Below are 22,754 nucleotides of genomic sequence, written 5' to 3' on the forward strand. Positions count from 1 at the left end.
CTCATGACCTCAAGCGCTGCCGATGCCGCCCCGCGGCGGCCGACGGTCGCCGTCCTGGGCACCGGAATCATGGGATCAGGCATGGCCCGGAGTCTGCTCCGGGCCGGACTCGACGTCCGTGCCTGGAACCGTACGCAGGCCAAGGCGGCCCCGCTCGCCGCCGACGGCGCCACGGTCGTCGAGACGGCCGAGGAAGCCGTACGCGGTGCCGATGTCATCCTCACCATGCTCAACGACGGCCCTGCCGTCGCCGCCGCGCTGACCGCCGCGTCGCCCGGGCTGCGTACCGGCCAGGTGCTCCTCCAGAGCTCGACCGTCGGGCTCGACGCCACCGCCGATCTCGCCCGGCGTGCGGCGGACGCGGGTCTGGTCTATCTGGACGCACCGGTCTCCGGTACCAAACAACCTGCGGAACAGGGCACGTTGACGGTCTTCGTGTCCGGTCCCTCCACCGCCCGGGCGTCGGTGAACCCGGTGCTGGACGCGATCGGGCAGCGAACGGTCTGGGTCGCGGAGACTCCCGGAGCGGCCTCGCGGCTGAAGCTCGTGGTCAACACCTGGGTGATCACCATGGTCAACAACATCGCGGAATGCCTCAACCTCGCCGAAGGACTGAGGATCGACCCGCAGACGTTCCTCGACGTCATGAGAGGCGGCCCGCTGGACTCCGCCTACCTTCAGGGCAAGTCCGCCGCCCTTCTGTCCGGCGACCTCACCCCGAGCTTCTCCGTGTCCAACGCGCTCAAGGACAGCCGCCTCATCCTGGACGCGGCGCAGGAGTCGGGGGTGCGGCTGGACCTGGTCGCCGCGTCGGCCGACCGTTTCGCCCGCGCCGAGGCGGCGGGGCACGGCGGCGAGGACATGATCGCCACCTACTACGCGGGCCGCGCCCCGGAGAAGGACGGTGACTGAGTCCCGCCGGACGGTCCGCCCAGGGTGCCGGAGCAATCCGCTCCGGCACCGCCGGGCCCGTAGAGCCGTCAGAACCTGCACCTCGTGCCGTACCACGGCATCGAACAGGTAGCCCTGCGTGTTGTGAACGGCAACCCCGGGCCGAGTAAGGCCCGTTCGGTCCGTCGCCCGCGCCGGCAGGACGGCCGTACCACGGTCCCTCGGTAGCCAGTCGGCCGACCGGCGGACCCAGCTCCCGCTCCTCGGCCCGTCGCGCAGCCGCGCACGCCGCCACCGGACGCCCTCTTCGGTGCTGAATCCGCTCAGATCACTCCTCGACGAGCATTCCGCTGCGGAGCTTCCGCAGAATCCTGCTTATCAGCCGCGACACATGCATTTGCGAGATGCCGAGCTCCGTGCCGATCTGGGACTGGGTCATCTCCTGGCCGAAACGCATGTCGATGATGCGACGCTCACGATCGTCGAGATCGCCGAGCAGCGGCGCGAGTGCATGCAGATTCTCGACCGTCTCCATGGCGGGATCGGGTCCGCCCAGGACATCGGCGAAGGTGCGCCCCGGTGCGTTTCGCCGGCCCGCGTCCGCCGGATCGGCCGGCATGTCCAGCGAACCGGCCGTGTACCCGTTGGCCGCCACGATGCCCTCGGTGACCTCGCCCTCGCTGAGCCCCAGCTGTTCGGCCAGCTCCGGAACGGTGGGGTCGCGGTCGAGCTGCGTGGCCAGGGACTCCTTGGACCTGGCGATGTCGACGCGCAACTCCTGCAGCCGGCGCGGGACATGCACCGCCCAGCTGGTGTCACGGAAGAACCGTTTTATCTCGCCGGTGATGTAAGGGACCGCGAAGGAGGTGAACTCGACCTCGCGCGAGAGATCGAACCGGTCGATGGCCTTGATCAGCCCGATGGTGCCCACCTGGACGATGTCCTCCATGTCGCCGCCGCCCCGGTTGCGGAACCGTCCTGCGGCGAACCGTACAAGGGAGAGGTTCATCTCGATGAGGGTGCTGCGCGCGTATTGATGGGCGGGGGTTCCCTCCTCCAGGACCTGGAGCCGGTCGAAGAACAGCCTGGACAGTTCACGCGCATCCGGCGGGGCGATCTTCCCCGCGTCCTCGATCCACGGCAGGTCGCCGATGTCCCCGACAGGCTCCCGCGTCGGCGTCGACCGTGCACTCTCCGCTCGCTCCGCACCGGCAGTCTGCGCAGTGTGCGCCGTCATCTCGTCACGCTCCCCTGGTCGTAGGTGAGGTGTATGCGTCTGCCCCCGGAGGGGGCTCCCATGCGGAAAAGCGGAAGTCGATCAGGTCACACGGCATCAATGGCCGGGAATCGTCGTGATCCCTCGTCATGTCTGTGCAGGCGAGGCGCACCGGACACCAGAACCGCCCCACCGGTACGGGGGAGCCCGGTGGGGCGGTCGCCTCCAGGTTGCCACAGCCGACGGCGCATCGGGACCGACCGGCTTATATCCAGCGGTAGTTGAGTCGAAATCGACGGTGCCCCGACTGCGGCCCGATGCCCGGACTGCAGAACCCTGGGGGTTGTTCGCCCCCCCCGGTGGCGCGCAACACCGGCGCATCGGCTCCGCCCGAAGGACTCCGCGTGCCGAGCCCATGTCTGCCGAGCCCATGTCTGTGGAGTGACCGATCACGCGGAGTTTCGACGACCTTCAGAACTCGAGCCTTCCCTCCGGTGCCGTGCTCGTCGACCCATGAGCCGCGAGGCTGTCGACGAGTGCGTCGAGACCGGACATGGCGACCGTGGCGCAGGAGCGGCAGAGCTGCTTCCAGGTCGACCGAGCATGCCGAACCGACTCCAGGCGAAGGGCGAGTCGGCGGCCGTCCCCACCTTCCCCGCATCGACGTCCGCACACGTCCGGTTGTTAGGCTCCGATCGTGAAATTCGGCGTGAACACACTCAATTTCGGTGTCGGCACCACCCCGGAAAGTCTCCTTCAACAGGCCGTGGACGCACGTGAGTTGGGGTACTCCTTCGCGATGATCTCCGATCACATCGCGGTCACCCCCGACGTGCACGAGACGTATCCCGCCCCGTTCTACGACCAGTTCGCACTTGCCGCGCACATCGCCGGGCGGGTACCAGGTCTGGTGCTCGGTACGACCGTCACCGTGATTCCGTACCGGCACCCTCTGCAGACGGCCCGGCTCGCAGCCAATATCGACAACCTGAACGCCGACGGGTTCATCCTCGGCGCGGGGATCGGCTGGTCCAGGGCCGAGTACGAGGCGCTGGGCGTGCCCTTCGCCGAGCGGGGACGGATCACCGACGAATACCTGGCCGCCATCCGCGCCGCATGGACCGAGGACCCCACGACGTTCCGGGGTGAGCACGTCTCGTACCAAGGGGTACGGACCGCGCCCGCGCCGGCATCCGCCCCCTGCCTGCCCGTCTGGGTCGGTGGCAACTCGGCCGCTGCCCAGCGCCGCGCCGCCCGGCTCGGTGAGGGCTGGCACCCGTACCGGCTGCCGCTCGACGCGATCCGGGCCGGGCTGCCGGTGATCACCGAGGAGGCCGAACGGGTCCGGCGCCCGGCTCCCGCGCTCGTGCCCCGGTTACAGATCCGTGTCACCGACGCACTCCTCGGCAGTGAACGCCCCGCCGGGCACGGCACGATCGACCGGATCCGGGCCGATCTGGCGGAACTCGGCGAGCTGGGCGCCACCCACGTGCTGCTCGACGTCAACCCGGACACACCCGCCGAACGCCGCACCGCGGGTGACGACCGGCGGCTTCTCGAACTCCTCGTGAACAAGGTCGTGGACCCGGTCACGGGCGGCGTCCGCTGAATCATTGCGGCCCGATGAACACTTCACCGGCCCGGGAATACGTGCACGGAAAAGGACCTTCCTGCTGCTGTAGCGACCGGTGACCGGCCCGGCCGTCGGTGCCGTGAACCGTCGCTGCCATGACCAGGAGAGAGGGAGCTCATGCCCAAGGCGTACGTGTTCACCCGCAACGGCGGACCGGAGGTGGAGGCCCTCATCGAGCAGGACGTGCCGGTGCCGGGCCCCGGCGAGCTGCTCGTCGCCGTCCGGGCGGCCGGGGTCAACCCGGTCGACTGGAAGCTGCGTACGGGGTACACCAGGCCCGGCAGTGAGCCGCAGCCGTTCCCCACCGTCTTCGGCAGCGAGGCCGCCGGAGTCGTCGAGGGCGTGGGTCCGGGGGTCGAAGGATTCGCGGTCGGGGACGAGGTCTTCGGCAACCCGTTGACCGGTGGGTACGCCGAGTACACGCTGCTGTCCGTCGCCGTGACAGCGCACAAGCCGGCCGAGCTGTCGTTCACCGACGCGGCCGTGCTGCCGGTCGCGGTGGCCACCGCGTACGACGGCATCCGCCAGCTCGGACTCGCCCCCGGGTCGACCCTGTTGATCACCGGGGCCGGAGGCGGTGTCGGAACGGCCGCGGTACAGCTCGCCCGCCACGCTGGTGTCCATGTCATCGGTACCGCGAGCGCGGCCAAGAAGGAATTCATCGAGTCGCTCGGCGCGGTGCATGTCGAATCCGGCGCTGCTCTCGCCGACCGGGTCCGGGCAGCGGCACCAGACGGCATCGACGCGGTCTTCGACCTGGTCGGCGGCGACACCCTGAGGGCCGTGGCCCCGCTGCTCACGGACCCGGCCACGCTGATCAGCGCCGGAGGCAAGCCACTGGCTGTGGAGCTCGGCGGGGCGGCCGTCGCACGGGCCCGCACCGCGGCGGTCCTCGACGAGGTGGCGAACCTCGTCGTCACCGGCGCCCTGCGGACGCATGTGACCGGGACCTTCCCGCTCGCTGAGGCGGGAGAAGCGCTGCGCGCCGTGGAGAGCGGACATGCGCGCGGGAAGATCGTGATCGAGGCGATCGCATGAGCGCGCCCGATGTCACCGGGGATGACACGCATCCGCTGGACAACCCGGTCCGCGCCGCACTGACCGGCCCGCACGCCCACTTCGCCGAGGAGCGTGGCCGCATCCTGCGCTACCCGGCGGACGTGGCCCCCTGGGTCGCGATCCCGGACGTGCCGCAGGCCGAGGACTGGGCCGACGCAGCAGCGCTCGCCGGCCCCGGTGGCGCCGTCACCATCACCGCCTTCCGTGAACCGCCGCCGGACGACTGGGAGATCACCTTTCACGCCGAGGGTGTCCAGCTCGTCGACGCCGGGGTCGCGGCGGCCCCGTTTCCGCAGGCCGTACGGCTCGGACCCACCGATGTGCCCGAGATGCTCGACCTGGTCGCCCGCACCCGCCCGGGGCCGTTCCTGCCCCGTACGGTCGAGCTCGGCTCCTACCTCGGCGTCCGCCGCGAAGGAGCGCTCGTCGCGATGGCGGGCGAACGCCTCCACCCACCCGGCTGGAGCGAGATCAGTGGCGTCTGCACGGACGGGTCCGTGCGCGGGCAGGGACTCGGCAGCGGGCTCGTCCTCGCCGTCGCCCACGAGATCAGGCAGCGCGGCGAAACACCGTTCCTGCACGCCTCCGCCTCCAACACCAATGCCGTCCGGCTCTACGAATCGCTGGGATTCGTGCTCCGCCGCCGGACGTCCTTCCTCTCGGCGCTCGTACCGGAACATCCGCCGACACGCCTGCCGGGAACCGGCGGCGCCCGCCGCGACGGTGAGGCCCGTGCGGCAGCCGTGCGCTGAACCGCGACACAGTGACCTTCGTCCCGGGACTTCCGGGCCGAAGGTCACTGCCATTCCCGGTTCCGGGACCTTCGGCGCGCTCCAAGGGGCCGTAAGCCTCGTGTGCTGCCTCCTGTGAACCGGATGGACTGGGAGCGAACGTCGGCGCGGGGCCGGCAGATCCCGGGAGGAATGGGCCGTGACGATCGGGCTCCAGCAGCGAGCGGCGACGCGTGGAGCGGCGCTCCCTGGTACGGACGCGGGGGAGGAAGCCGTTTTCGCCCCCCGGATCGGGAATGGGGCACTGTTCGGCGGGCTGGCGCTGCTGACCGCCCTGGTCGCCGTCCTCGACGTCCGGACCGGCGACGAGCTGCGCCTCATACCGCTCCTCGTGGTCGTGCCCGCACTCGTTTCGGTCTTCGGAACGATCCGGCAGACCGTCGGCGTGGCCACCTGGATCATGACCGTCGTCGTCTGCTCTCGGCTGGTGACCGGGGGGACGTTCTGGGACATCACCAGCAGCGTCGCCTTCACCGTGCTGGCCTGCTTCCTGGGTGTCGGCTCCTGCGCGCTGCGGCTCCGTCATGCCGCCGAAATAGCCAGACTGCGCTCCGCCGCCGTTGCGCTCCAGCGGCAGATTCTGCGCCCGCTGCCCATCCTGACCGAGCAGATCTTTGCCCACGGCATCTATACGCCGATCGAGGAGGACCGCCTGGTCGGCGGTGACATCTACGAGGTCGTGCAGTCGCCCTACGGAACCCGGGTGATCATCGGGGATGTCCAGGGCAAGGGGCTCGCCGCGATCGGGGCAGGCTTCGCCGTGCTCGGAGCGTTCCGGGAAGCGGCCATTCGCCAGCCCACCCTGACCGGAGTGGTCGATGCGCTGGAGGACGCGGTCGCCCGGCACAACGCGTTCTCCGCCCAGACCGGAGAGATCGAACGCTTCGTCACCGCTCTGGTGCTCGGCTTCGACGGGGAGGACCGGGTTCAGGCCGTGAACTGCGGCCATCTGCCGCCACGGCTGCTGCACGACGGCGTGGCCTGCCCGCTTCCGCTGCGGCGCACATCCGTTCCCTTGGGCATGGCGGAGCTCAGCGCGGAGGCGCGGGTCGCGGAACGGCTGGACTTCCCGCCCGGCGCGACGCTTCTGGCCTTCACCGACGGGGTCACCGAGGCCCGCGACGCATCGGGCGCCTTCTATCCGCTGGACGCCCGGTTGGGCCACTGGGCGGGCCGCGGGCCGCGCGAGGTGCTGGACGCGCTCCATGCCGACCTGGAGTCCTTCTCCGGAGGTGTGCGACGCGACGACATCGCCGCCCTCGCCCTGCGCCGGGCACCGGCAGGCAGCCGCCACCGGCCCGTGACGACCGGCCACGGTGCTCGTCGGGCCGCTGAGACCTTCAGCGGCCGGTAGAGCAGCCGGCGGGGTAACCGGGCACTGATCCAATGTCCTGACGAGACTTCTGTCGCGTCGGGACATTTTTTAGGTGTACGGTGCACTCATGAATCCGGAACGAAAGACCCCGGAGCGACGGAGCCGCAAGGCCCGCAGGACCCGGGACACACTGGCGCAGGCCGCGTTCGAGCTCGTACTCGACCGAGGCCTGAAGAATGTGACGGTCGAGGAGATCGCGGAACGCGCGGACGTCGACCGGCGGACCTTCAGTCGGTACTTCACCAGCAAGGAGGGCGCGGTCCTGGACTCGCTCCGGGGCGACGGCGACCGGATCAACGACGCCCTGCGCGCACGCCCCGCCGAGGAGCCCCCGCTCACCGCCTACCGCCGCGCCGTCCTCGCCTGGCTCGACGACCCCGACGCACAGCCGTGGCACCGCCGCGACCGGATCTTCGACCTGCTGGTCCTCGCCGAGCAGGAGCCGACCCTCTACGCCGCATTCCACCACATCCGGGTGGACGCCCAGGAGGACTCGGTCGCCATCGTCGCAGACCGGCTCGGAGTCGACCCGCGGCTGGACATCCGTCCCGCCGTCACGGTCGCCGCGGGCGCCGGGGCACTCCTCGCGGCCCAGGCCGCCTGGGCCCGCGGCGGACAACCGGACAACCTGCCCCGACTGGTCGGGCAGGCCTTCGACGCCCTCTCCGGGGAACTGCTCACGCAGCTTCCCGCCGGGCCGGCGCCGCACAGCACCACGGAAGGAAACGCAATCCGATGAGTACCCCCCTCACCCCCGCCGACCAAGAGTTCGCCGGCAGGACCGCTCTCATAACCGGTGGCGCCTCCGGCATAGGACTGGCCCTGGCCCACCGGCTGGCCGCAGGCGGCGCGTCCGTCGTCGTCGCCGACTACGACGAGGCCAACGCCCGCGAGGCGGTCGCCGAACTGGAGAGCGCCGGTGCCAAGGCCGCCGCGGTCGCCATGGACGTGACCGACCCGGCGTCCGTGGAAGCCGGCGTGCGATTCGCCGTCGACACGTTCGGTGCCCTGCACCTCGCCGTCAACAACGCGGGCATCGGCGGCCCCAGCAACCCCACCGGTGAGTACGCGATCGAGGACTGGAACCGGGTCGTCGCCACCAACCTCAGCGGCGTTTTCCACTCGATGCGCTACGAGCTTCCCGCAATCGTCGCGGCGGGCGGCGGCGCCGTCGTCAACATGTCGTCGATCCTCGGCACCAACGGCTTCGCGGGATCGCCCGCCTACGTGGCAGCCAAGCACGGTGTCGTCGGCCTCACCAAGACGGCCGCCCTCGAATACGCGGCACAGAACGTCCGGGTCAACGCCGTCGGCCCCGGCTTCATCGACACGCCGCTGCTGCGCAACACGGACGGCCAGGACCGCGACCACCTCATCTCGCTGCACCCGGCCGGACGCCTCGGCAAGGCGGAGGAAGTCGCCGAACTCGCCGCCTTCCTCCTCTCCGACCGCGCCTCCTTCATCCACGGCAGCTACCACCTGGTGGACGGCGGTTACTCCGCCTCCTGATCGGCGGACGGGGGAACGGGGGCGAGCGACAGAACACAAAGAAAGCAGTGAGGAGAACCCCATGAAGGCCGTTCAGTACCGCGCCGTCGGCTCAGCACCCGAAGTCGTCACCGTGCCCGACCCGTCGCCCGGCCCCGGCCAGGTGCTGCTCAAGGTCACCGCCGCAGGTGTCTGTCACTCCGACATCGCCGTGATGAGCCGGCCCGCAGAGCAGATCCCCTTCCCGCTGCCGCTCACCCTCGGCCATGAGGGCGTCGGCACCGTCGCCGCACTCGGCGACGGAGTGAGCGGCCTCTCGATCGGCGAGTCCGTCGCGGTCTACGGACCCTGGGGCTGCGGTACGTGCATCAAGTGCGCCGAGGGCAAGGAGAACTACTGCCTGCGCGCCAAGGCACTCGGTATCACCCCGCCCGGACTCGGCTCGCCCGGCGCCATGGCCGAGTACATGATCGTCGACGACCCCCGCCACCTGGTGCCGCTCGGTGACCTCGACCCGGTCCAGGCCGTGCCGCTCACCGACGCGGGCCTCACCCCGTACCACGCGATCAAGCGGTCCCTGCCCAAGTTGGTGCCCGGTGCCACCGCCGTCGTCATAGGCACCGGTGGCCTCGGCCACGTCGCGATCCAGTTGCTGCGCGCCATGACGGCCGTCCGGGTCATCGCCCTGGACGTCTCGGAGGACAAGCTCACCCTGGCCCGCGCTGTCGGCGCCCACGAGACCGTGCTCTCCGACGAACACGCCGCGGCGACGATCCGTGAGCTGACCGGCGGTGCCGGCGCACAGGTCGTCCTCGACTTCGTCGGAGCACCTCCCACCGTCGCCACGGCGGGGGCCGCGGCCGCCATCGACTCCGATGTCACGATCGTCGGCCTCGGCGGCGGTGCGCTGCCGGTCGGCTTCGGCTCACTGCCGTACAGCACGACGGTGACCTCCCCGTACTGGGGGTCGCGCTCCGAGCTCGCCGAGGTACTCGACCTCGCCCGTGCCGGATCGGTCGAGGTCCACGTCGAGACCTACACGTTGGACGAGGCGCCCCTGGCGTACGAGCGGCTGCATCACGGCAAGATCAACGGCCGCGCGGTCATCCTCCCCAACGGCTGACCGGCCACAGCCCTGATCCCCAGGACCGTGCGGGCCGTCGAGCAGTGCGACGGCCCGCACGGTCATACCCGCGACCGATGTGCACCGCACCGTACAGCGATGAGACTGGGCAGATGGAATTCGTCGCGCTGATGACGCTGCCCGGACTGGTGATCGGGCTGACCGTCGTCGCCTTCCTCGACCAGCTGATGCTGCGCGCAGGCCGTGCCGGTCTGCTGCCCTGGCGCAACGGCGCACGCCGGGGCCAGGTGTCGGCGACCGGCTTCGAGCAGTTGCATGCGACCTTCTCGCCCGGCAAACAGAGCGAACTCAAGGAGCGCCAAAGCGCCCTGCTGCTGCGCGACGACGAGGAGGACGGCGCGCCGCCCCACCGCTCCAGCGTCGACCTCGACGGCGGCCTCGCCGTCATCCGCCTGCCCGGCCACGGGAGCTAGCCAGGGCCTCTCATTTGGATCGGACCGGGGTCCGAACAAAAGACCCCAGGAGGCGACGGCCCTGCGGCGCAGCACCGAGTCCGCTGGCCCCGCCCCGCATTTCTGCAACAGGCTGTACCCGAGAACGGGCAGGAGCACCTGAGGGCTGCTCGGCGGATTGGTCGCCGCCAGTACCGCGCCTGCGCTGCTGTTGTTCATTCCGGTTGCCAGGTCAGCCGTCGCTGGAGGAGCGGGAGCAGACGCGGCACGACCGGTGGACGGATGACACGGGTGGCACGTGCGGGAGAGATGAGTGGCATCACACGGAACCTCTATGGGGGTGGGGCCTGAACGGACCGGTCACTGCGGGAGCGGCAGTGTCTTCCGTATCAGCGCGGTCCCGAGCCCGATCCAGACTGTGGCGAACAGCCATCCGGCGAGTACATCCGTCACCCAGTGAACGCCGAGCAGAACCCGGCTCAGACCGACGGCCGCGGCCCAGCAGACCACCAGCGCGGCGACGACGGTACGGAGGGGACGCGGCCCGGTCCCGCCGCGCGTCCGGAGACCGAGCGCCGTGAGCAGCAGGCCGGCCATCAGCGAGGACGTCGTCGCGTGCCCGGAAGGGAAGGCGAAGCCCGAGGCGTGCGTGGCCCAGTCGCCCAGCGGCGGGCGGGGCCGGGCGATCAGCTCCATGAGGGCGTAGCGGACACCCTGCGCAAGCAGCAGGAGGGCCAGGGCGCCTGCCGCGTACCCCAGCCGTCGGCGGGTGTCACGGCCGGCGATCAGCCCGGCGACCACCGCTGTCCCGTACGCGAACACTCCGGTACCGGTGGCCGTGACGGCCCGGGCGGTCGTCACGAGGCCCGGCGGCCGATGCCGCAGAGACCAGTCGTGGCCGGCCCGGTCCAGGGCGGGCGGGGAGCCGTGCCGGGTGGCCAGGACGAGAGCCGCGAGCGCGATGAGTCCGAGCAGCCCGATCACAACGGCTCCCAGTGGTGCACGTAGCGGTAACGCGACGGGCACGGACCGGGCGCGCGCGACCGCCGAAGCGTCTTCGGTCACCGTGTCGCCACCAGGGGGCGCAGCGGGCTTTCGCGCAGCCGGACGACCGCCGGGGCACAGCGCCGCGCCGCGACCGTCAGCGGCCAGGCGACCAGCGCGCCGGTGGCCAGCCCGATCAGCACATCGTGCGGGTAGTGCACACCGATCCACACCCGGGACGCCGCCATCAGCAGAGCGGCAGGCACCGCAAGCGCCCCGAGCCGGCGATCGGTCAGCCAGATCGCCATCGCCGCGGCCGCCGCGATGGCGGCGTGGTTGCTGGGGAAGGACCAGTCACCGAGTGCGGGACATGCCTCCACCGTCACGACATGCAGGGTCTGGCACGGCCGTTGCTCATGGAAGGCCGACTTCACCAGATCGTTGACGATGTACGCGGCCACCACGACGAGCGGGGTACAGAGCGCCATGGCGGTACGGGCGGGGCCTGCGGAGCGGGAGCGCCACCAGGACGCGAGCATCAGCAGGGCGAACAGCGCCAGTCCGTAGTCCGACCAGACGCGGATGGCGGAATCCAGAGCGGTCGGGGACCGCTGGGCCAGCTCGGTGATCCAGGTGTACAGGCCGCCGTCGATCGAGGTGGCGGTGGAGGCGAGAAGCATCAGCTGTTGTCTCCTTCGGCAGTGCCCCGGCCGCGGGAGCGGAGCAGTTCGGCGGCGAGCGGGATGAGGGAGACCACGACCACGACAGCGACGATCGGCAGTAGGTAGCGGTCGACGTTGGGTACCGAGGACCCCAGTGCGTATCCCGCGAGGACCAGTCCGACGGTCCAGACCGCCCCGCCGACGACCTGCCACAGTGTGAAGAGCCCGGCAGGGACGTTGAGCGCCCCGGCCAGCGGGTTGAGCACCGTGCGTACGACGGGTACGAAGCGGGCCAGCACGATCGCCCGCGCATGGCCGTATCTGCCGAGCAGCTCCTCGGCGCGGGCGGCGCCCTCGTGCAGCCGTTTGGCGCGACTGCGGGCCAGCAGGGCCCGGCCACCGCGGCGACCGATCCAGTAGCCCGCCTGTGCACCGAGCAGCGCGCCGGCCACGGCGGCGATCAGCACCTGCGGCAACGACAGCTGGACCGGGCCGTGGGTGCCCGACACGCACAGCAGGCCCGCCGTGAACAGGAGGGAATCGCCGGGCAGGAAGAAGCCGACGAGAAGTCCTGTCTCGGCGAAGAGCACGACGGCGATGCCGAGTGCACCGAACGCTCCGAGCAGTGAACCTGCATCGAGCAGGTTCACCGCTTGTGGCGCAGCCGCCAGTGAGAATACGGGCACGGTGGAAGTTCTCCCATAATGGTGAGCGGGCGGCTCCAGGGAACGCCCGGACTGACTACAGTGACGTAGACGGTCTACATCACTGTAGACGCCCGAAGGCGGAGGAGAGTTCCCATGTCCCAGGTGAAGGGGATATCGAGCGGAGAACCCGCCCCCCGTTCGTACCGCGAACCGGCCCCCGGACCGGCAACGGAGGCCGGACCGGAGCGCCCGTCGCCGCACCACGCCGCATCGGAGCGGCGCCCCTCCGGCGAGCTGGAGTCCACGATCCTGGCGGCCCTGTGGGCGGCCGAAACCCCGCTTACTCCTGGCCAGGTGCAGGGTGCGATCGGGGCGGCTCTCGCCCGCACCACCGTCACGACGATCCTGTCGCGTCTCTACGAAAAGGGTACGGTCACCCGAACCCGCGCAGGCCGCGGATTCGCCTACACCCCCACCGAGGACGCACCCGGACTGACCGCCCGCCGGATGCACAGCGAACTGCAGAAGGAGGAGGACCGCAGCACGGTGCTGGCCCGATTCGTGTCACAGCTCACCGACGAGGACGAGCAACTGCTCCGGGACCTGCTCGACGGAGAAGCCCGGTGATCTATGCCGTGTGGGTTCCGCTGCTGATGCCCTTCGTCGCGGTACCCGCAGCCCGTCGCCTGGCAGACGCCCTGTCGCCGGTGCGGGCCGTACGACTGCTTGCCTCGACGGGCATCGGCCTCGCCCTGTGCAGCCTGCTCGCCCTGGCCCTGCTGGTGGTGCCCGGCGCGACCCGGTTCTCCGCCGTCTCCGCCTTCGGTGAACTCGTCAGGCCGCTCTCCGATGCCGCTCCCGCCGTCGCAGTGCCCCTCGCGGCTGCCGCACTGGCTCTGCTCGCGGGCTGCGCCGCCGCCGTCACCCGCACCGCCCGCCGCCACTGGGCGGAGCTGCACCGGTCCGCGCAGCCGTCCGAGTACAGCGGTGGCGAGCTGGCCGTCCTGCGAGACAGCCGCCCCGACGCGTATGCGCTGCCCGGACGTCCCGGCACTCCCGGCCGGATCGTCGTTACCACGGGGATGCTGCGGGCCCTGGACCCCGCCGAACGCGACGCCCTGCTGGCACACGAACGCGCCCATCTCGCGGGCCACCACCACCTCTTCATCGCCGCCGCCGAAGTGGCGGCACTCTGCCACCCCGCGCTGCGCTCCCTGCGCGCGCCCATGGGCTACGCCCTGGAGCGCTGCGCCGACGAGGCTGCCGCCTCCGCCGTCGGCGACCGCAGGGTCGCCGCCCGGGCCATCGGCCGAGCAGCCCTCGCCGCACGCGCCGCCGAAGGCGCCGCGCGGTCTCGCCCACGAGTGGCCCTCGCCGCAGCGGCCGGGCCCGTACCGCGCCGCGTCGCCGCACTCCTCGGCCGGAGCGCCTCGCGACCCCGCGTCGGCCGGGCGGCCGCTGCGGCTCTGCTGGCCTGCCTGGTCGTCTCCGGCGCCGCTGCGCTCGACGCGACGAGCGATCTGCACAACAGCATCGAAGCGGCCCAGGGCGAGAACCCACAGCACTGACCTCGCCCGGCGGGCTGCCGCCGCAGGCCGCCGATTCTCCTGGGCCGGGCCGTCGGCCGGAGCTGCCCGAAAAGCCCGTGGGCGGCTCCAACGGCCTTGGCTGCACCGAACGCCATGGGTTCGTACTACTTCTTTCGCCGATTCCGGGCACGGACGCTGCCGCGCGACGCTGAGCGTCGCCGGGGGACCCCAGGGGCCACCCTCGCGTGACGCAGTCCCTTCCGCCCGTCCGGCAGCCCCGCCCTGCACGGCGGCCGTCCGGCCGGGAACGGCTCCGGGTGAGCCAGGACGCGGTTGAACACCACCTGCACAGCCCGGAGATCAACCGCACAGACGGCGAAACCCTTGCTCAGGGCCCGTCCTGAGCGGGCGTCACCCGTCCGTACTCCACGTGTTCCCGCAGCCGGTCGAGGAAGATCCGCTGACCCGTGACGAGCCGCTCCGCGGCCTCCTGGGGCGTGCACCAGGCGAACCGGTCGATCTCCGGGAACTCGCGCAGCACACCGGACCCCCTCGGCCACTCCATGGTGAACGTCCCGGGAACGGCCGCCGCAGTATCCAGATCCGCCTCCATCGCCCACACCGTCACGGTCTTGCCGCCGGATTGACGGGCCTCACCCAGCGCCACCCACTCACCGTCCGGCGCCGGACGGCCGAACTCCTCCTCGAACTCACGGCGGGCTGCGGCCGCGGGTTCCTCGGCAGGGCCGTACTCACCCTTGGGGATCGACCACGCCGCGTTCTCCCGGCCTGCCCAGAACGGGCCGCCCATATGTCCGATGAGCACCTCGAAACCGGCACTGCCGGACGAGGCCCCGTCCGGTCGGCGGAACAGAAGGAGACCCGCACTGCGCGTGGCACGTTTCTGGGATGGCATGCCGCCAAGTCTGCGTCCCGGTACCGAACGCCGCCACGGACGACACCCCTTTCCCGTGATCACCGCCGCCATCGAGTCGACGCGCCCTGTTTCCCCTGAGGTTCCCGATGCCCCCTGGTGCGCGGCTGTTCGCACGGCCATGCTGTCCGCCGACAGCGCTTTCTGCCCGCGGGCCGAGCCGCGCAACCATCGGGATTCCAGGAGGATTTGTGGTCCTTGGCATAGTCGGCAGGACGACCGGACCGCGTGGGAGGGCGGCGCGAGGGTACGGAACGGTCGCGCGACCGCTCGTGCTGCTCGCGACGGTATCCGCGATGACGGTCGGCGCGATCTCCCCCGCGCTCGCCGATTCGACCCCCGACCCCCGTCCCCGTACCTCCGCCGAAATCCTCAGACCGGTCGCCCCACCACCCGCGAGCAACCCGGCAGGGGAATCCAGATCGGTCGCGGACGGCGACGGCATCGAGACCGCTCGTACGTCGCGCCCGATCGCCCCGGGTGTCCGTATCGACTCGTACGACCGGCTCGAATCCGACAAGTGGCTGCGGGTCGACTCCCTCTCCGTCGACCTCACCGGCACCGGCGTGCACGCCGACTACCTTTCCTCCGGCAAGGTCTCCGACCGGCACACGGTCTCCGAACTCGCCGCCGGCCACGACGCGGGCCGTGGCCGCCGCACCGTCGCCGCGATCAACGCCGACTTCTTCGACATCAACCAGACCGGTGCACCGGAAGGGATCGGCATCAAGGACGGGATCACCGTCCAGTCGCCCGCCCCGGGAATCAACCGGGCCGTCGGCATCGGCCCCGACGGCGCCGGCCGCATCCTGAACCTGTACTTCGAGGGGACGCTCACCCTGCCCGCCGGGCAGCAGCCGCTCGCCGCGTACAACGCCGCCAATGTGCCTGCCGGGGGAGTCGGCGCCTACACCTCCGCCTGGGGAACCGCCGACCGTGCCCTGACCGTGGACAACGCGACCCCGGTCACCGAAGCGGTCGTGCGGGACGGCAAGGTCCTCTCCGTCTCGGACACCCCCGGATCGGGAGCCGTCCCAGACGACACCACCGTCCTGGTCGGCCGTGAAGCAGGGGCCGTCGCACTCGACGCCCTGAAGCCCGGCGACCCGGTGTCCCTGACCTACCGGGCACGCACCGACAGCGGACCCGTGCCGCGCACCGCGGTCGGCGGCCGTGAACTTCTCGTCGTCGACGGAGTCGCACAGAACCACGACGGCGAGGGCAACAACACCGCAGCGCCCCGTACCGCCGTCGGCTTCTCCAAGGACGGCCGGACCATGCAGATCCTCACCGTCGACGGGCGGCAGGCCGACAGCGGCGGCGTCACCCTCACCGAACTCGGTCTGATGATGCAGCGCGCCGGCTCGTACAGCGCATTGAATCTCGACGGCGGCGGATCGTCGACCCTGGTCGCGCGCGAGCCCGGCAGCGACGCTCTCCGGGTGGAGAACAGCCCGTCCGACGGCAGCGAACGCACCGTCCCCAACGGCCTCGCCCTCACCGCTCCCGACGGCAGCGGCCGGCTCAAGGGCTTCTGGGTCCAGCCCCGTACACCCGCCGGTTCCGCACCGGGCGTAGACCCCGTAAAGGGCGGTCACCCCGACCGCGTCTTCCCCGGACTCACCCGACGCCTCACCGCGACCGGATACGACGAGACGTACGGCCCCGCAGACGGCGACCCGCGCTGGCGTACGATGCGGGGCACCGTCGGTACGGTGGACGGCGACGGGCTCTTCACCGCGCGCCGCAGCGGCACCACCGACGTACGCGCCGAACACGGACCGGCGCGCGGCAGCACATCCCTGACCGTCCTCGACAAGCTCGCCCGGATCCAGCCGACCACCCAGCGGGTGGGCCTCGCCGACGCCGGGGCCACCGGCACGTTCGGCATCGTCGGACTCGACGCCCACGGCACCAGCGCCCCCGTCGAACCGCACGACATCACCCTCGACTACGACCACGCACTCTTCGACATCCGCGACGACGGCCGGGGCTCCTTCACCGTCACCTCACGCACCGGCACCGGCGCCGGACAGATCAAGGCAACCGTGGCCGGTACCACCACCGTCCTCGCCGTCAGCGTCGGCCTCACCGAGCAGGCAGTCTCCTCCTTCGACGACGCGGGGTCCTGGAAGTTCAGCCAGGCCCGGGCGAGCGGTTCCCTCGCCGCCACGCCCGACGGCCACACCGGCACCGGACTGAAGCTCACCTACGACTTCACCCAGTCCACCGCGACCCGCGCCGCCTACGCCACCCCGCCCAAGCCGGTCACCGTGCCCGGCCAGCCCCAGTCGTTCAAGCTGTGGATCAAGGGTGACGGCAAGGGCGCCTGGCCCACCCTGCACCTCAAGGACGCCGCAGGCTCCGACCAGCTGTTGCGCGGACCGTACGTCACCTGGGCCGGCTGGCGGCAAGTCACCTTCGCAGTACCGCCGGGAGCTGCCATGCCGCTCTCCGTGTCCCGCTTCTACCTCGCGGAGACCGCGGCCGCCAAGCAGTACACGGGTGAGATCGTCATCGACGAGCTCACCGCGCAGGTGCCGCCCACCGTCGACCTTCCCGAACAGGCGGCTGCCACCGACCCGTTGATCGACCCGGCAGCCGTGACCGAGCGCAGGGACTGGCGGTTCGCGGTGATGTCGGACGCCCAGTTCGTCGCCCGTGACCCGGACAGCGCAATCGTCACCCAGGCACGGCGCACCCTGCGCGAGATCAAGGCGGCCGGCCCGGACTTTCTCGTGATCAACGGCGACCTCGTGGACGAGGGATCGCCCGCCGACCTGGCCTTCGCCCACCGGATCCTCACCGAGGAACTCGGTGACTCGCTGCCCTGGTACTACGTACCGGGCAATCACGAAGTGATGGGCGGCAGGATCGACAATTTCGTCACCGAATTCGGGCCCGCCCAGCGGACGTTCGACCACAAGGGCACCCGCTTCGTCACGCTCGACACATCCAGCCTCAGCCTGCGCGGCGGAGGCTTCGCCCAGATCAAGCAGCTCCGCGCCCAGCTGGACGCGGCGGCGAAGGACCGGACCGTGGAATCGGTCATGCTGATCGAGCACGTGCCGCCGCGCGACCCGACCGTACAGAAGGGCAGCCAGCTCGGGGACCGCAAGGAGGCAGCGCTCGTCGAACAGTGGCTCGCCGACTTCCGCCGTACGACGGGCAAGGGCGCGGCCTTCATCGGCAGCCATGTCGGCGTCTTCCACGCCTCGCACGTCGACGGAGTGCCGTATCTGATCAACGGCAACTCCGGCAAGGCACCGGCCGGACCGACGGACGAGGGCGGCTTCACCGGCTGGTCGCTGGTCGGCGCCGACCACATCACGTCCGGTGAACAGGCCGCGGAGCGGCAGCGGCCGTGGCAGGGCGAGCCCGACTGGGTCTCCGTACAGACCCGAGCGCATGTCGACGCCCTGGCAATCGAAGCACCCCCGGTCCTCGGCACCGGAAGCCGTGCGAGAGTCACGGCGACCGTCACCCAGGGAACGCGCAGTATTCCGGTCGGCTTCCCGTTGGCCGCGGACTGGAACGGATCCCCGAACGTCCACATCGGCGACCGGGACGACGCCCGTCACCGCCACACGGCGGTCCTCGACCCGTCCACCGGCACCCTCACCGCGCTCCGACCGGGCACGATCACGCTCGCTGTGACGGTCAACGGAACGACACAGAAGGTGCAGATCAGAATCGGGGCAGCCGGGGCCGCGTCGGCGGCCTGACGGACCACGGGCCTGTCCGGCGATCACAGCCGGACAGGCCCCGGGCCGCCCCGCACCACCCATGGACGCAGGGGCTGGGCGGCCTCACGACCGCGGAACCCGTCTGCCTACACCTTGTGGTACTCGTGAGCCTCCGACGCGGCAGCCTCCACCGCCGCGATATCGCCGCCTGCCGACGCGGTGACCACGGCAGCCACTGCGCCCTCCAGGAACGGCGCGTCCACCAGCCGCGAGCCGTCCGGCAGTTCGTCCCCCTCGGCCAGCATCGTCTTGACCGTGAGCACCGCGCTGCCCAGGTCGACCAGTATCGCCACCCCCGCTCCGCCGTCCACCGACCTGGCCGCCTCGGCGATCAGCTCGGCACTGGTCCCGAGACCACCCGCGGGAGTGCCACCGGCGGCGGCCACCGGAGCCGTCGCACCACCTGCCGCGAGACCCCTGGCCAGCTCGGCGACGGACTCGGCCACCGGGCCGCTGTGCGAGACCAGCACGATCCCGACCTGCTTCCCGCCGCTCACGCGTCACCGCCACTCGCACCATCGGTCTCGGCCAGTGCGGTGATCAGCAGGGCGGAGGACGTCGCACCCGGATCCTGATGTCCGATACTGCGCTCACCCAGATAGCTCGCCCTGCCCTTGCGCGCCAGCATCGGTACGGTCGCCAGCGCCCCCGCGTCCGCCGCTTCCCGGGCGGCGCCGAACGAGGTACCGAGCGCCTCGGCGGCCGGCAGCAGCGCATCGAGCATCGTCTTGTCCCCGGCCTGCGCCCCGCCCATCTGGGCCACGGCCGCGACGCCCACCCCGAGCGCCTCCGCCAACTGCTGCCGTGCCACCCGGGGCGCGTCGCCCAGAGCTTTGCCGGTACGTCGCAACAGCGTTCCGTACAACGGGCCCGAAGCCCCGCCGACCGTCGCGATCAACTGCCGCCCGGCGAGCATCAGCACGGCCCCCGGAGTCTGCGGCGGCTCCTTGTCCAGGGCTGCCCTCACCGCGGCGAATCCGCGGTGCAGATTGCTGCCGTGATCGGCGTCCCCGATCGCCGAGTCGAGCTCGGTCAGGTGGTTCGCCTCGCGGTCCACGGAATCCGCAGCCGCGGTCATCCAGCGGTGGAAGAAATCGGCGTCGAGCACATGATCTCCTTGTCCGGCGGGTCAACGGCCCCAGCGCAGCGCAGGCGTCTCCACCGGCGCGTCCCAGAGGCGCAGCAGCTCCTCGTCCACCTGGCAGAGCGTCACCGAGCAGCCCGCCATGTCGAGCGAGGTCACATAGTTCCCCACGAGCGTACGAGCCGCCACCACACCCCGCTCGGACAGCACCCGCTGGACCTCGGCATTGAACCCGTACAGCTCCAGCAGCGGCGTCGCGCCCATCCCGTTGACCAGCACGATCACGGGTCCACGCGGTCGCAGATCCTCCAGGACCGCGTCCACGGCGAAGTCCGCGATCTCCCGCGACGTCATCATCGGACGTCGCTCCCGTCCCGGCTCGCCATGAATTCCGATACCCAGCTCCAGCTCGCCCGGCGGCAGATCGAATGTGGGGGACCCCTTCGCGGGCGTGGTGACGGCGCTGAGTGCCACGCCGAAACTCCGCGATGCCTCGTTCACCGACCGGGCAATGGCCTCCACCCGCTCCAGCGGCGCACCTTCCTCGGCCGCCGCCCCGGCGATCTTCTCGACGAACAGGGTCGCGCCCGTGCCCCGCCGCCCGGCGGTGAACAGACTGTCGGTCACCGCCACGTCGTCATTGACGAGCACCTGGGTGACCTGCACGCCCTCGTCCTCGGCGAGCTCGGCGGCCATCTCGAAATTCAGCACGTCACCGGTGTAGTTCTTGACGATGAACAACACCCCCGCCCCGCTGTCGACCGCAGCGGCGGCCCGCACCATCTGATCCGGCACCGGCGAGGTGAACACCTCTCCCGGGCAGGCCGCGGACAGCATCCCGGGCCCGACGAACCCCGCATGCAACGGCTCGTGCCCGGACCCGCCCCCGGAGACGAGCGCCACCTTCCCGGCCACGGGCGCGTCACGCCGTACGACGACACGATTCTCGACATCCACGGTCAGCCCGGGGTGAGCGGCGGCGATACCGCGCAGCGCGTCCGCGACAACGGTTTCTGGGACGTTGATGAGCATCCTCACGGGTACCTCCTGGGGACCTTAGCAGGTGGGTCTCTGGCCTGTGTTCTGGCTGGTCGGATGATCCGGCTCAGATTGTTGATCTCGGCGCTATGCGGCGGTCGGAAGCGGACTCCGACGGTATTGATGCTGACTCAATGCTGACTTCGGCGACGGGCTGTCAGGTTCCCGCAGCGGTTGGACGCGGGTCGGTGAGAAGCTGCCATCGGCAGTATCGACCTTGCGGCAGCGAAGGTCACGTGCGTACACGCTCATAGGCTTGCGCAGTGCTGCTCTGCTGGTTGCGCTCGAGGCGCACCAAAACCGGCCGACGGGGCCGAGGCTGTCGCAGCGGTCCGCCGTACGCGGCCCGACGTCGTCCTCATGGACATCCGGATGCCGGAGATGGACGGCATCGAGGCCACCAGGCGCATCATCGGCGACGCCTGCCCGGACGGAACGCGGGTCATCATCCTCACCACATACGACCTCGACCACTACGTCTATGCCGCGCTCGCGGCCGGCGCCAGCGGCTTCCTGATCGAGGACGTCACCCCCGAACATCTGGTCTCCGCCTTACGCCTGGTGCAGACCGGCGGCGCTCTCCTCGCGCCCACGATCACTCGTCGGCTGATCGAGCGCTTCGCCCATCACGACGAACCGCAGACCATCGCCCCACACCGCGATCCGTCCGGCCTGACCCCGCGCGAGCTCGAGGTGCTCCGCCTGCTCGCGACGGGCCTCAGTAATGCCGAACTCGCCTCCCGGCTGTTCCTCAGCCCGACCACGGTCAAGAGCCACGTCGGCCGCATCCTGTCGAAGCTGGACCTGCGCGACCGCGTCCAAGCCGTCGTCTTCGCCTGGCGGCCGGAGAAGGTGGCGCGCTGTGGGTGTTACGGGCGATATCTGGACGCTGAAATGACGCTCGTGGCGCTCATGTGACGCTCGTTCTGATGGAGCGTCACCTGATTGACCGTGCAGGTCATGCGGGACGGACGGTGCGCGGGGCTTTCTCCGTTCCCGGCGTTCTCCTCTCGGGACCGGGCGGCGGGCTCTTTGTCGTAGCGGCGGAACCGAGCATGGCACCCTCACCACGCTCAGGCCTCTCGGCATGTTGCACAAACTCCGACGTCGCTGCTTGCCGCGATTGCGCAGAGACGGGTCTCGAACCGTGCTTCAGGATGTGCGATCAGACAAGGCGTGAGCCGGATGAAACATCCAGTTCACCGTGACGACATCGGGAGTCCGCTGTGCTCTGGAGAAAACTGCTCGTCCCCCTGACCTCGCTCCTGCTCCTGCTGACGGCTTCTGCCGGCGCGGGAGCGGCAGCGGCGTCCACCGGTTCCCCCGCCGGTGCCAGTGCCGAGGCGGCCGCGGCCGACTACGGCGCTCCCGGCCCCTACGCCACCGCGGTGGAGGTCGGGGCGGTGACCACCCTGTACTACCCGCGTGACATCGCGACCAGCGACCGCCGCCACCCCGTGATCGTGTGGGGAAACGGCACCTTCGCCTTCCCGGTCGTCTACCGCGACCTGTTGCTCCACTGGGCCAGTCAGGGCTTCATCGTCGCCGCCGCCAACACCCCGCAGTCCAACCTCGGCATCTCCATGCGCGCCGGGATCGACCTGCTCACCCGTCGCAACGCCGACCCCGGCAGCCCCTTCCACGACCGTGTCGACCTGGAGCACATCGGCGCGTCCGGTCACTCGCAGGGCGGCGCCGCCGCCATCGTCGTCGGCGCGGACCCGCGCATCGACACCATCCTGCCCATCCAGCCCGGGCCGCTCGCCGACATCGACGACGTACACGTACCCGCGCTCCTCCTGGCCGGGCAGAAGGACAGCATCGTCTTCCCCTTCCTGGTCAAGGCTTTCTACAACGACGCCGACCACATACCGGCCATCTACGGGGAACTGCGCGGCGCCGATCACCTCACGGTCGTGGGCGACCCCGGCCCGTTCGCCGCGCCCACCACCGCCTGGTTCAAGGCACACCTGATGGGGGACCAGACGGCGAGAGCACAGTTCTTCGGGGCCGGCTGCGGGATCTGCACCGACAGCGACACCTGGTCCGACGTCCGCCGCAACGGCCTCGCAAACCGGTGACCCGCTCCCGGAGATCCCTTCCGCCGTGACCGGCGGCCGTCCCGATCCACGCCGCCCGCC

Annotated in this window: 21 protein-coding genes and 2 pseudogenes; 14 read left to right on the forward strand and 9 right to left on the reverse strand. The window is 70.7% G+C overall.

Translation table 11 applies throughout. The features are described from left to right. Positions 1-3 precede the first annotated feature (3 nt). Positions 4-912, forward strand: a complete 909-nt coding sequence (locus IEZ15_RS17805) for an NAD(P)-dependent oxidoreductase (protein WP_189277952.1) — start codon at positions 4-6, stop codon at positions 910-912. 69 nt (positions 913-981) lie between these two features. Here IEZ15_RS17805 and IEZ15_RS44740 read toward each other — a convergent pair. Both IEZ15_RS44740 and IEZ15_RS17810 read right to left on the reverse strand, forming a co-directional pair. Beyond that, a pseudogene (locus IEZ15_RS44740) lies at positions 982-1,206 on the reverse strand (sulfite oxidase); the annotation flags it as partial. Positions 1,207-1,219: 13 nt separating this feature from the next. Then, positions 1,220-2,128 carry an RNA polymerase sigma factor SigF gene (locus tag IEZ15_RS17810; RefSeq protein WP_189277954.1) on the reverse strand — a complete coding sequence of 303 codons (909 nt, stop codon included), beginning with the start codon at positions 2,126-2,128 and terminating at the stop codon, positions 1,220-1,222. A gap of 676 nt (positions 2,129-2,804) precedes the next feature. On the opposite strand from IEZ15_RS17810, the gene IEZ15_RS17815 reads away from it, so the two are divergent. The 8 genes from IEZ15_RS17815 to IEZ15_RS17850 all read left to right on the forward strand — a co-directional run bounded on the left by IEZ15_RS17815 (position 2,805) and on the right by IEZ15_RS17850 (position 10,010). Further along, complete coding sequence (locus IEZ15_RS17815) at positions 2,805-3,716, forward strand: TIGR03619 family F420-dependent LLM class oxidoreductase (protein ID WP_189277956.1); 912 nt, start codon at positions 2,805-2,807, stop codon at positions 3,714-3,716. Between the two features lie 141 nt (positions 3,717-3,857). Further along, positions 3,858-4,778: an NADP-dependent oxidoreductase gene (locus IEZ15_RS17820; protein ID WP_189277958.1), complete on the forward strand. Its 921-nt coding sequence runs from the start codon at positions 3,858-3,860 to the stop codon at positions 4,776-4,778. Further along, a complete protein-coding gene (locus IEZ15_RS17825) occupies positions 4,775-5,551 on the forward strand; it encodes a GNAT family N-acetyltransferase (RefSeq protein ID WP_189277960.1) in 777 nt (258 codons plus the stop codon). Before IEZ15_RS17820 ends, IEZ15_RS17825 begins: the two co-directional genes overlap by 4 nt. 178 nt (positions 5,552-5,729) lie before the next feature. Further along, positions 5,730-6,944 carry a PP2C family protein-serine/threonine phosphatase gene (locus IEZ15_RS17830; RefSeq protein WP_189277962.1) on the forward strand — a complete coding sequence of 405 codons (1,215 nt, stop codon included), beginning with the start codon at positions 5,730-5,732 and terminating at the stop codon, positions 6,942-6,944. Positions 6,945-7,032: 88 nt separating this feature from the next. Next, positions 7,033-7,704, forward strand: coding sequence for a TetR family transcriptional regulator (locus IEZ15_RS17835; protein WP_189277964.1), 672 nt, complete (start codon positions 7,033-7,035; stop codon positions 7,702-7,704). Then, complete coding sequence (locus IEZ15_RS17840; RefSeq protein ID WP_189277966.1) at positions 7,701-8,474, forward strand: SDR family NAD(P)-dependent oxidoreductase; 774 nt, start codon at positions 7,701-7,703, stop codon at positions 8,472-8,474. The genes IEZ15_RS17835 and IEZ15_RS17840 overlap by 4 nt, the downstream gene beginning before the upstream one ends. Before the next feature lie 61 nt (positions 8,475-8,535). Then, positions 8,536-9,576 (forward strand): NAD(P)-dependent alcohol dehydrogenase, encoded by a 1,041-nt coding sequence (locus IEZ15_RS17845; RefSeq protein ID WP_189277967.1) that lies wholly within the window; start codon positions 8,536-8,538, stop codon positions 9,574-9,576. 113 nt (positions 9,577-9,689) lie between these two features. Then, positions 9,690-10,010, forward strand: a complete 321-nt coding sequence (locus IEZ15_RS17850) for a DUF6191 domain-containing protein (RefSeq protein ID WP_189277969.1) — start codon at positions 9,690-9,692, stop codon at positions 10,008-10,010. A gap of 339 nt (positions 10,011-10,349) precedes the next feature. On the opposite strand, the gene IEZ15_RS17855 is transcribed toward IEZ15_RS17850, so the two are convergent. The 3 genes from IEZ15_RS17855 to IEZ15_RS17865 form a co-directional block, all read right to left on the reverse strand. Then, positions 10,350-10,973 (reverse strand): phosphatase PAP2 family protein, encoded by a 624-nt coding sequence (locus IEZ15_RS17855; RefSeq protein WP_189277971.1) that lies wholly within the window; start codon positions 10,971-10,973, stop codon positions 10,350-10,352. Between the two features lie 77 nt (positions 10,974-11,050). Continuing rightward, complete coding sequence (locus IEZ15_RS17860) at positions 11,051-11,653, reverse strand: phosphatase PAP2 family protein (protein ID WP_189277973.1); 603 nt, start codon at positions 11,651-11,653, stop codon at positions 11,051-11,053. After that, positions 11,653-12,321 (reverse strand): DedA family protein, encoded by a 669-nt coding sequence (locus IEZ15_RS17865; protein ID WP_114242859.1) that lies wholly within the window; start codon positions 12,319-12,321, stop codon positions 11,653-11,655. Before IEZ15_RS17865 ends, IEZ15_RS17860 begins: the two co-directional genes overlap by 1 nt. Positions 12,322-12,576: 255 nt before the next feature. Here IEZ15_RS17865 and IEZ15_RS17870 point away from each other — a divergent pair, with 255 nt between their 5' ends. Together IEZ15_RS17870 and IEZ15_RS17875 are read left to right on the forward strand one after the other, a co-directional pair. Then, the gene (locus IEZ15_RS17870) at positions 12,577-12,909 is read left to right on the forward strand and encodes a BlaI/MecI/CopY family transcriptional regulator (protein ID WP_229845958.1); all 333 of its coding nucleotides are present in this window, start codon (positions 12,577-12,579) and stop codon (positions 12,907-12,909) included. Next, positions 12,906-13,850 carry a M56 family metallopeptidase gene (locus tag IEZ15_RS17875; RefSeq protein WP_189277975.1) on the forward strand — a complete coding sequence of 315 codons (945 nt, stop codon included), beginning with the start codon at positions 12,906-12,908 and terminating at the stop codon, positions 13,848-13,850. The genes IEZ15_RS17870 and IEZ15_RS17875 overlap by 4 nt, the downstream gene beginning before the upstream one ends. 349 nt (positions 13,851-14,199) lie before the next feature. Here IEZ15_RS17875 and IEZ15_RS17880 read toward each other — a convergent pair whose 3' ends face one another. Then, a complete protein-coding gene (locus IEZ15_RS17880) occupies positions 14,200-14,727 on the reverse strand; it encodes an NUDIX hydrolase (RefSeq protein ID WP_189277976.1) in 528 nt (175 codons plus the stop codon). Positions 14,728-15,041: 314 nt separating this feature from the next. Between IEZ15_RS17880 and IEZ15_RS17885 the strand changes: the two genes are divergently transcribed. Continuing rightward, positions 15,042-18,470, forward strand: a complete 3,429-nt coding sequence (locus IEZ15_RS17885; RefSeq protein WP_189277978.1) for a phosphodiester glycosidase family protein — start codon at positions 15,042-15,044, stop codon at positions 18,468-18,470. A 107-nt stretch (positions 18,471-18,577) separates the two neighbouring features. Here the strand turns inward: IEZ15_RS17885 and IEZ15_RS17890 are convergent, their stop codons facing one another. From IEZ15_RS17890 to dhaK, 3 genes are read right to left on the reverse strand one after another with little or no spacing between them, the layout of a single operon-like run. Further along, a complete protein-coding gene (locus tag IEZ15_RS17890) occupies positions 18,578-18,988 on the reverse strand; it encodes a PTS-dependent dihydroxyacetone kinase phosphotransferase subunit DhaM (RefSeq protein ID WP_114242856.1) in 411 nt (136 codons plus the stop codon). Then, positions 18,985-19,599: a dihydroxyacetone kinase subunit DhaL gene (gene dhaL / locus IEZ15_RS17895; RefSeq protein WP_189277980.1), complete on the reverse strand. Its 615-nt coding sequence runs from the start codon at positions 19,597-19,599 to the stop codon at positions 18,985-18,987. Before dhaL ends, IEZ15_RS17890 begins: the two co-directional genes overlap by 4 nt. A 21-nt stretch (positions 19,600-19,620) precedes the next feature. Further along, complete coding sequence (gene dhaK / locus IEZ15_RS17900) at positions 19,621-20,607, reverse strand: dihydroxyacetone kinase subunit DhaK (RefSeq protein WP_229845959.1); 987 nt, start codon at positions 20,605-20,607, stop codon at positions 19,621-19,623. A 309-nt stretch (positions 20,608-20,916) separates the two neighbouring features. Here dhaK and IEZ15_RS17905 point away from each other — a divergent pair. Both IEZ15_RS17905 and IEZ15_RS17910 read left to right on the forward strand, forming a co-directional pair. After that, positions 20,917-21,531, forward strand: a pseudogene (locus IEZ15_RS17905) (LuxR C-terminal-related transcriptional regulator); the annotation flags it as partial. 308 nt (positions 21,532-21,839) lie between these two features. Next, complete coding sequence (locus tag IEZ15_RS17910) at positions 21,840-22,694, forward strand: alpha/beta hydrolase family protein (RefSeq protein WP_189277982.1); 855 nt, start codon at positions 21,840-21,842, stop codon at positions 22,692-22,694. Positions 22,695-22,754 lie beyond the last annotated feature (60 nt).

It is taken from the genome of Streptomyces atratus (genome assembly GCF_014648655.1).
Classification (GTDB): Bacteria; Actinomycetota; Actinomycetes; order Streptomycetales; family Streptomycetaceae; genus Streptomyces; species Streptomyces atratus.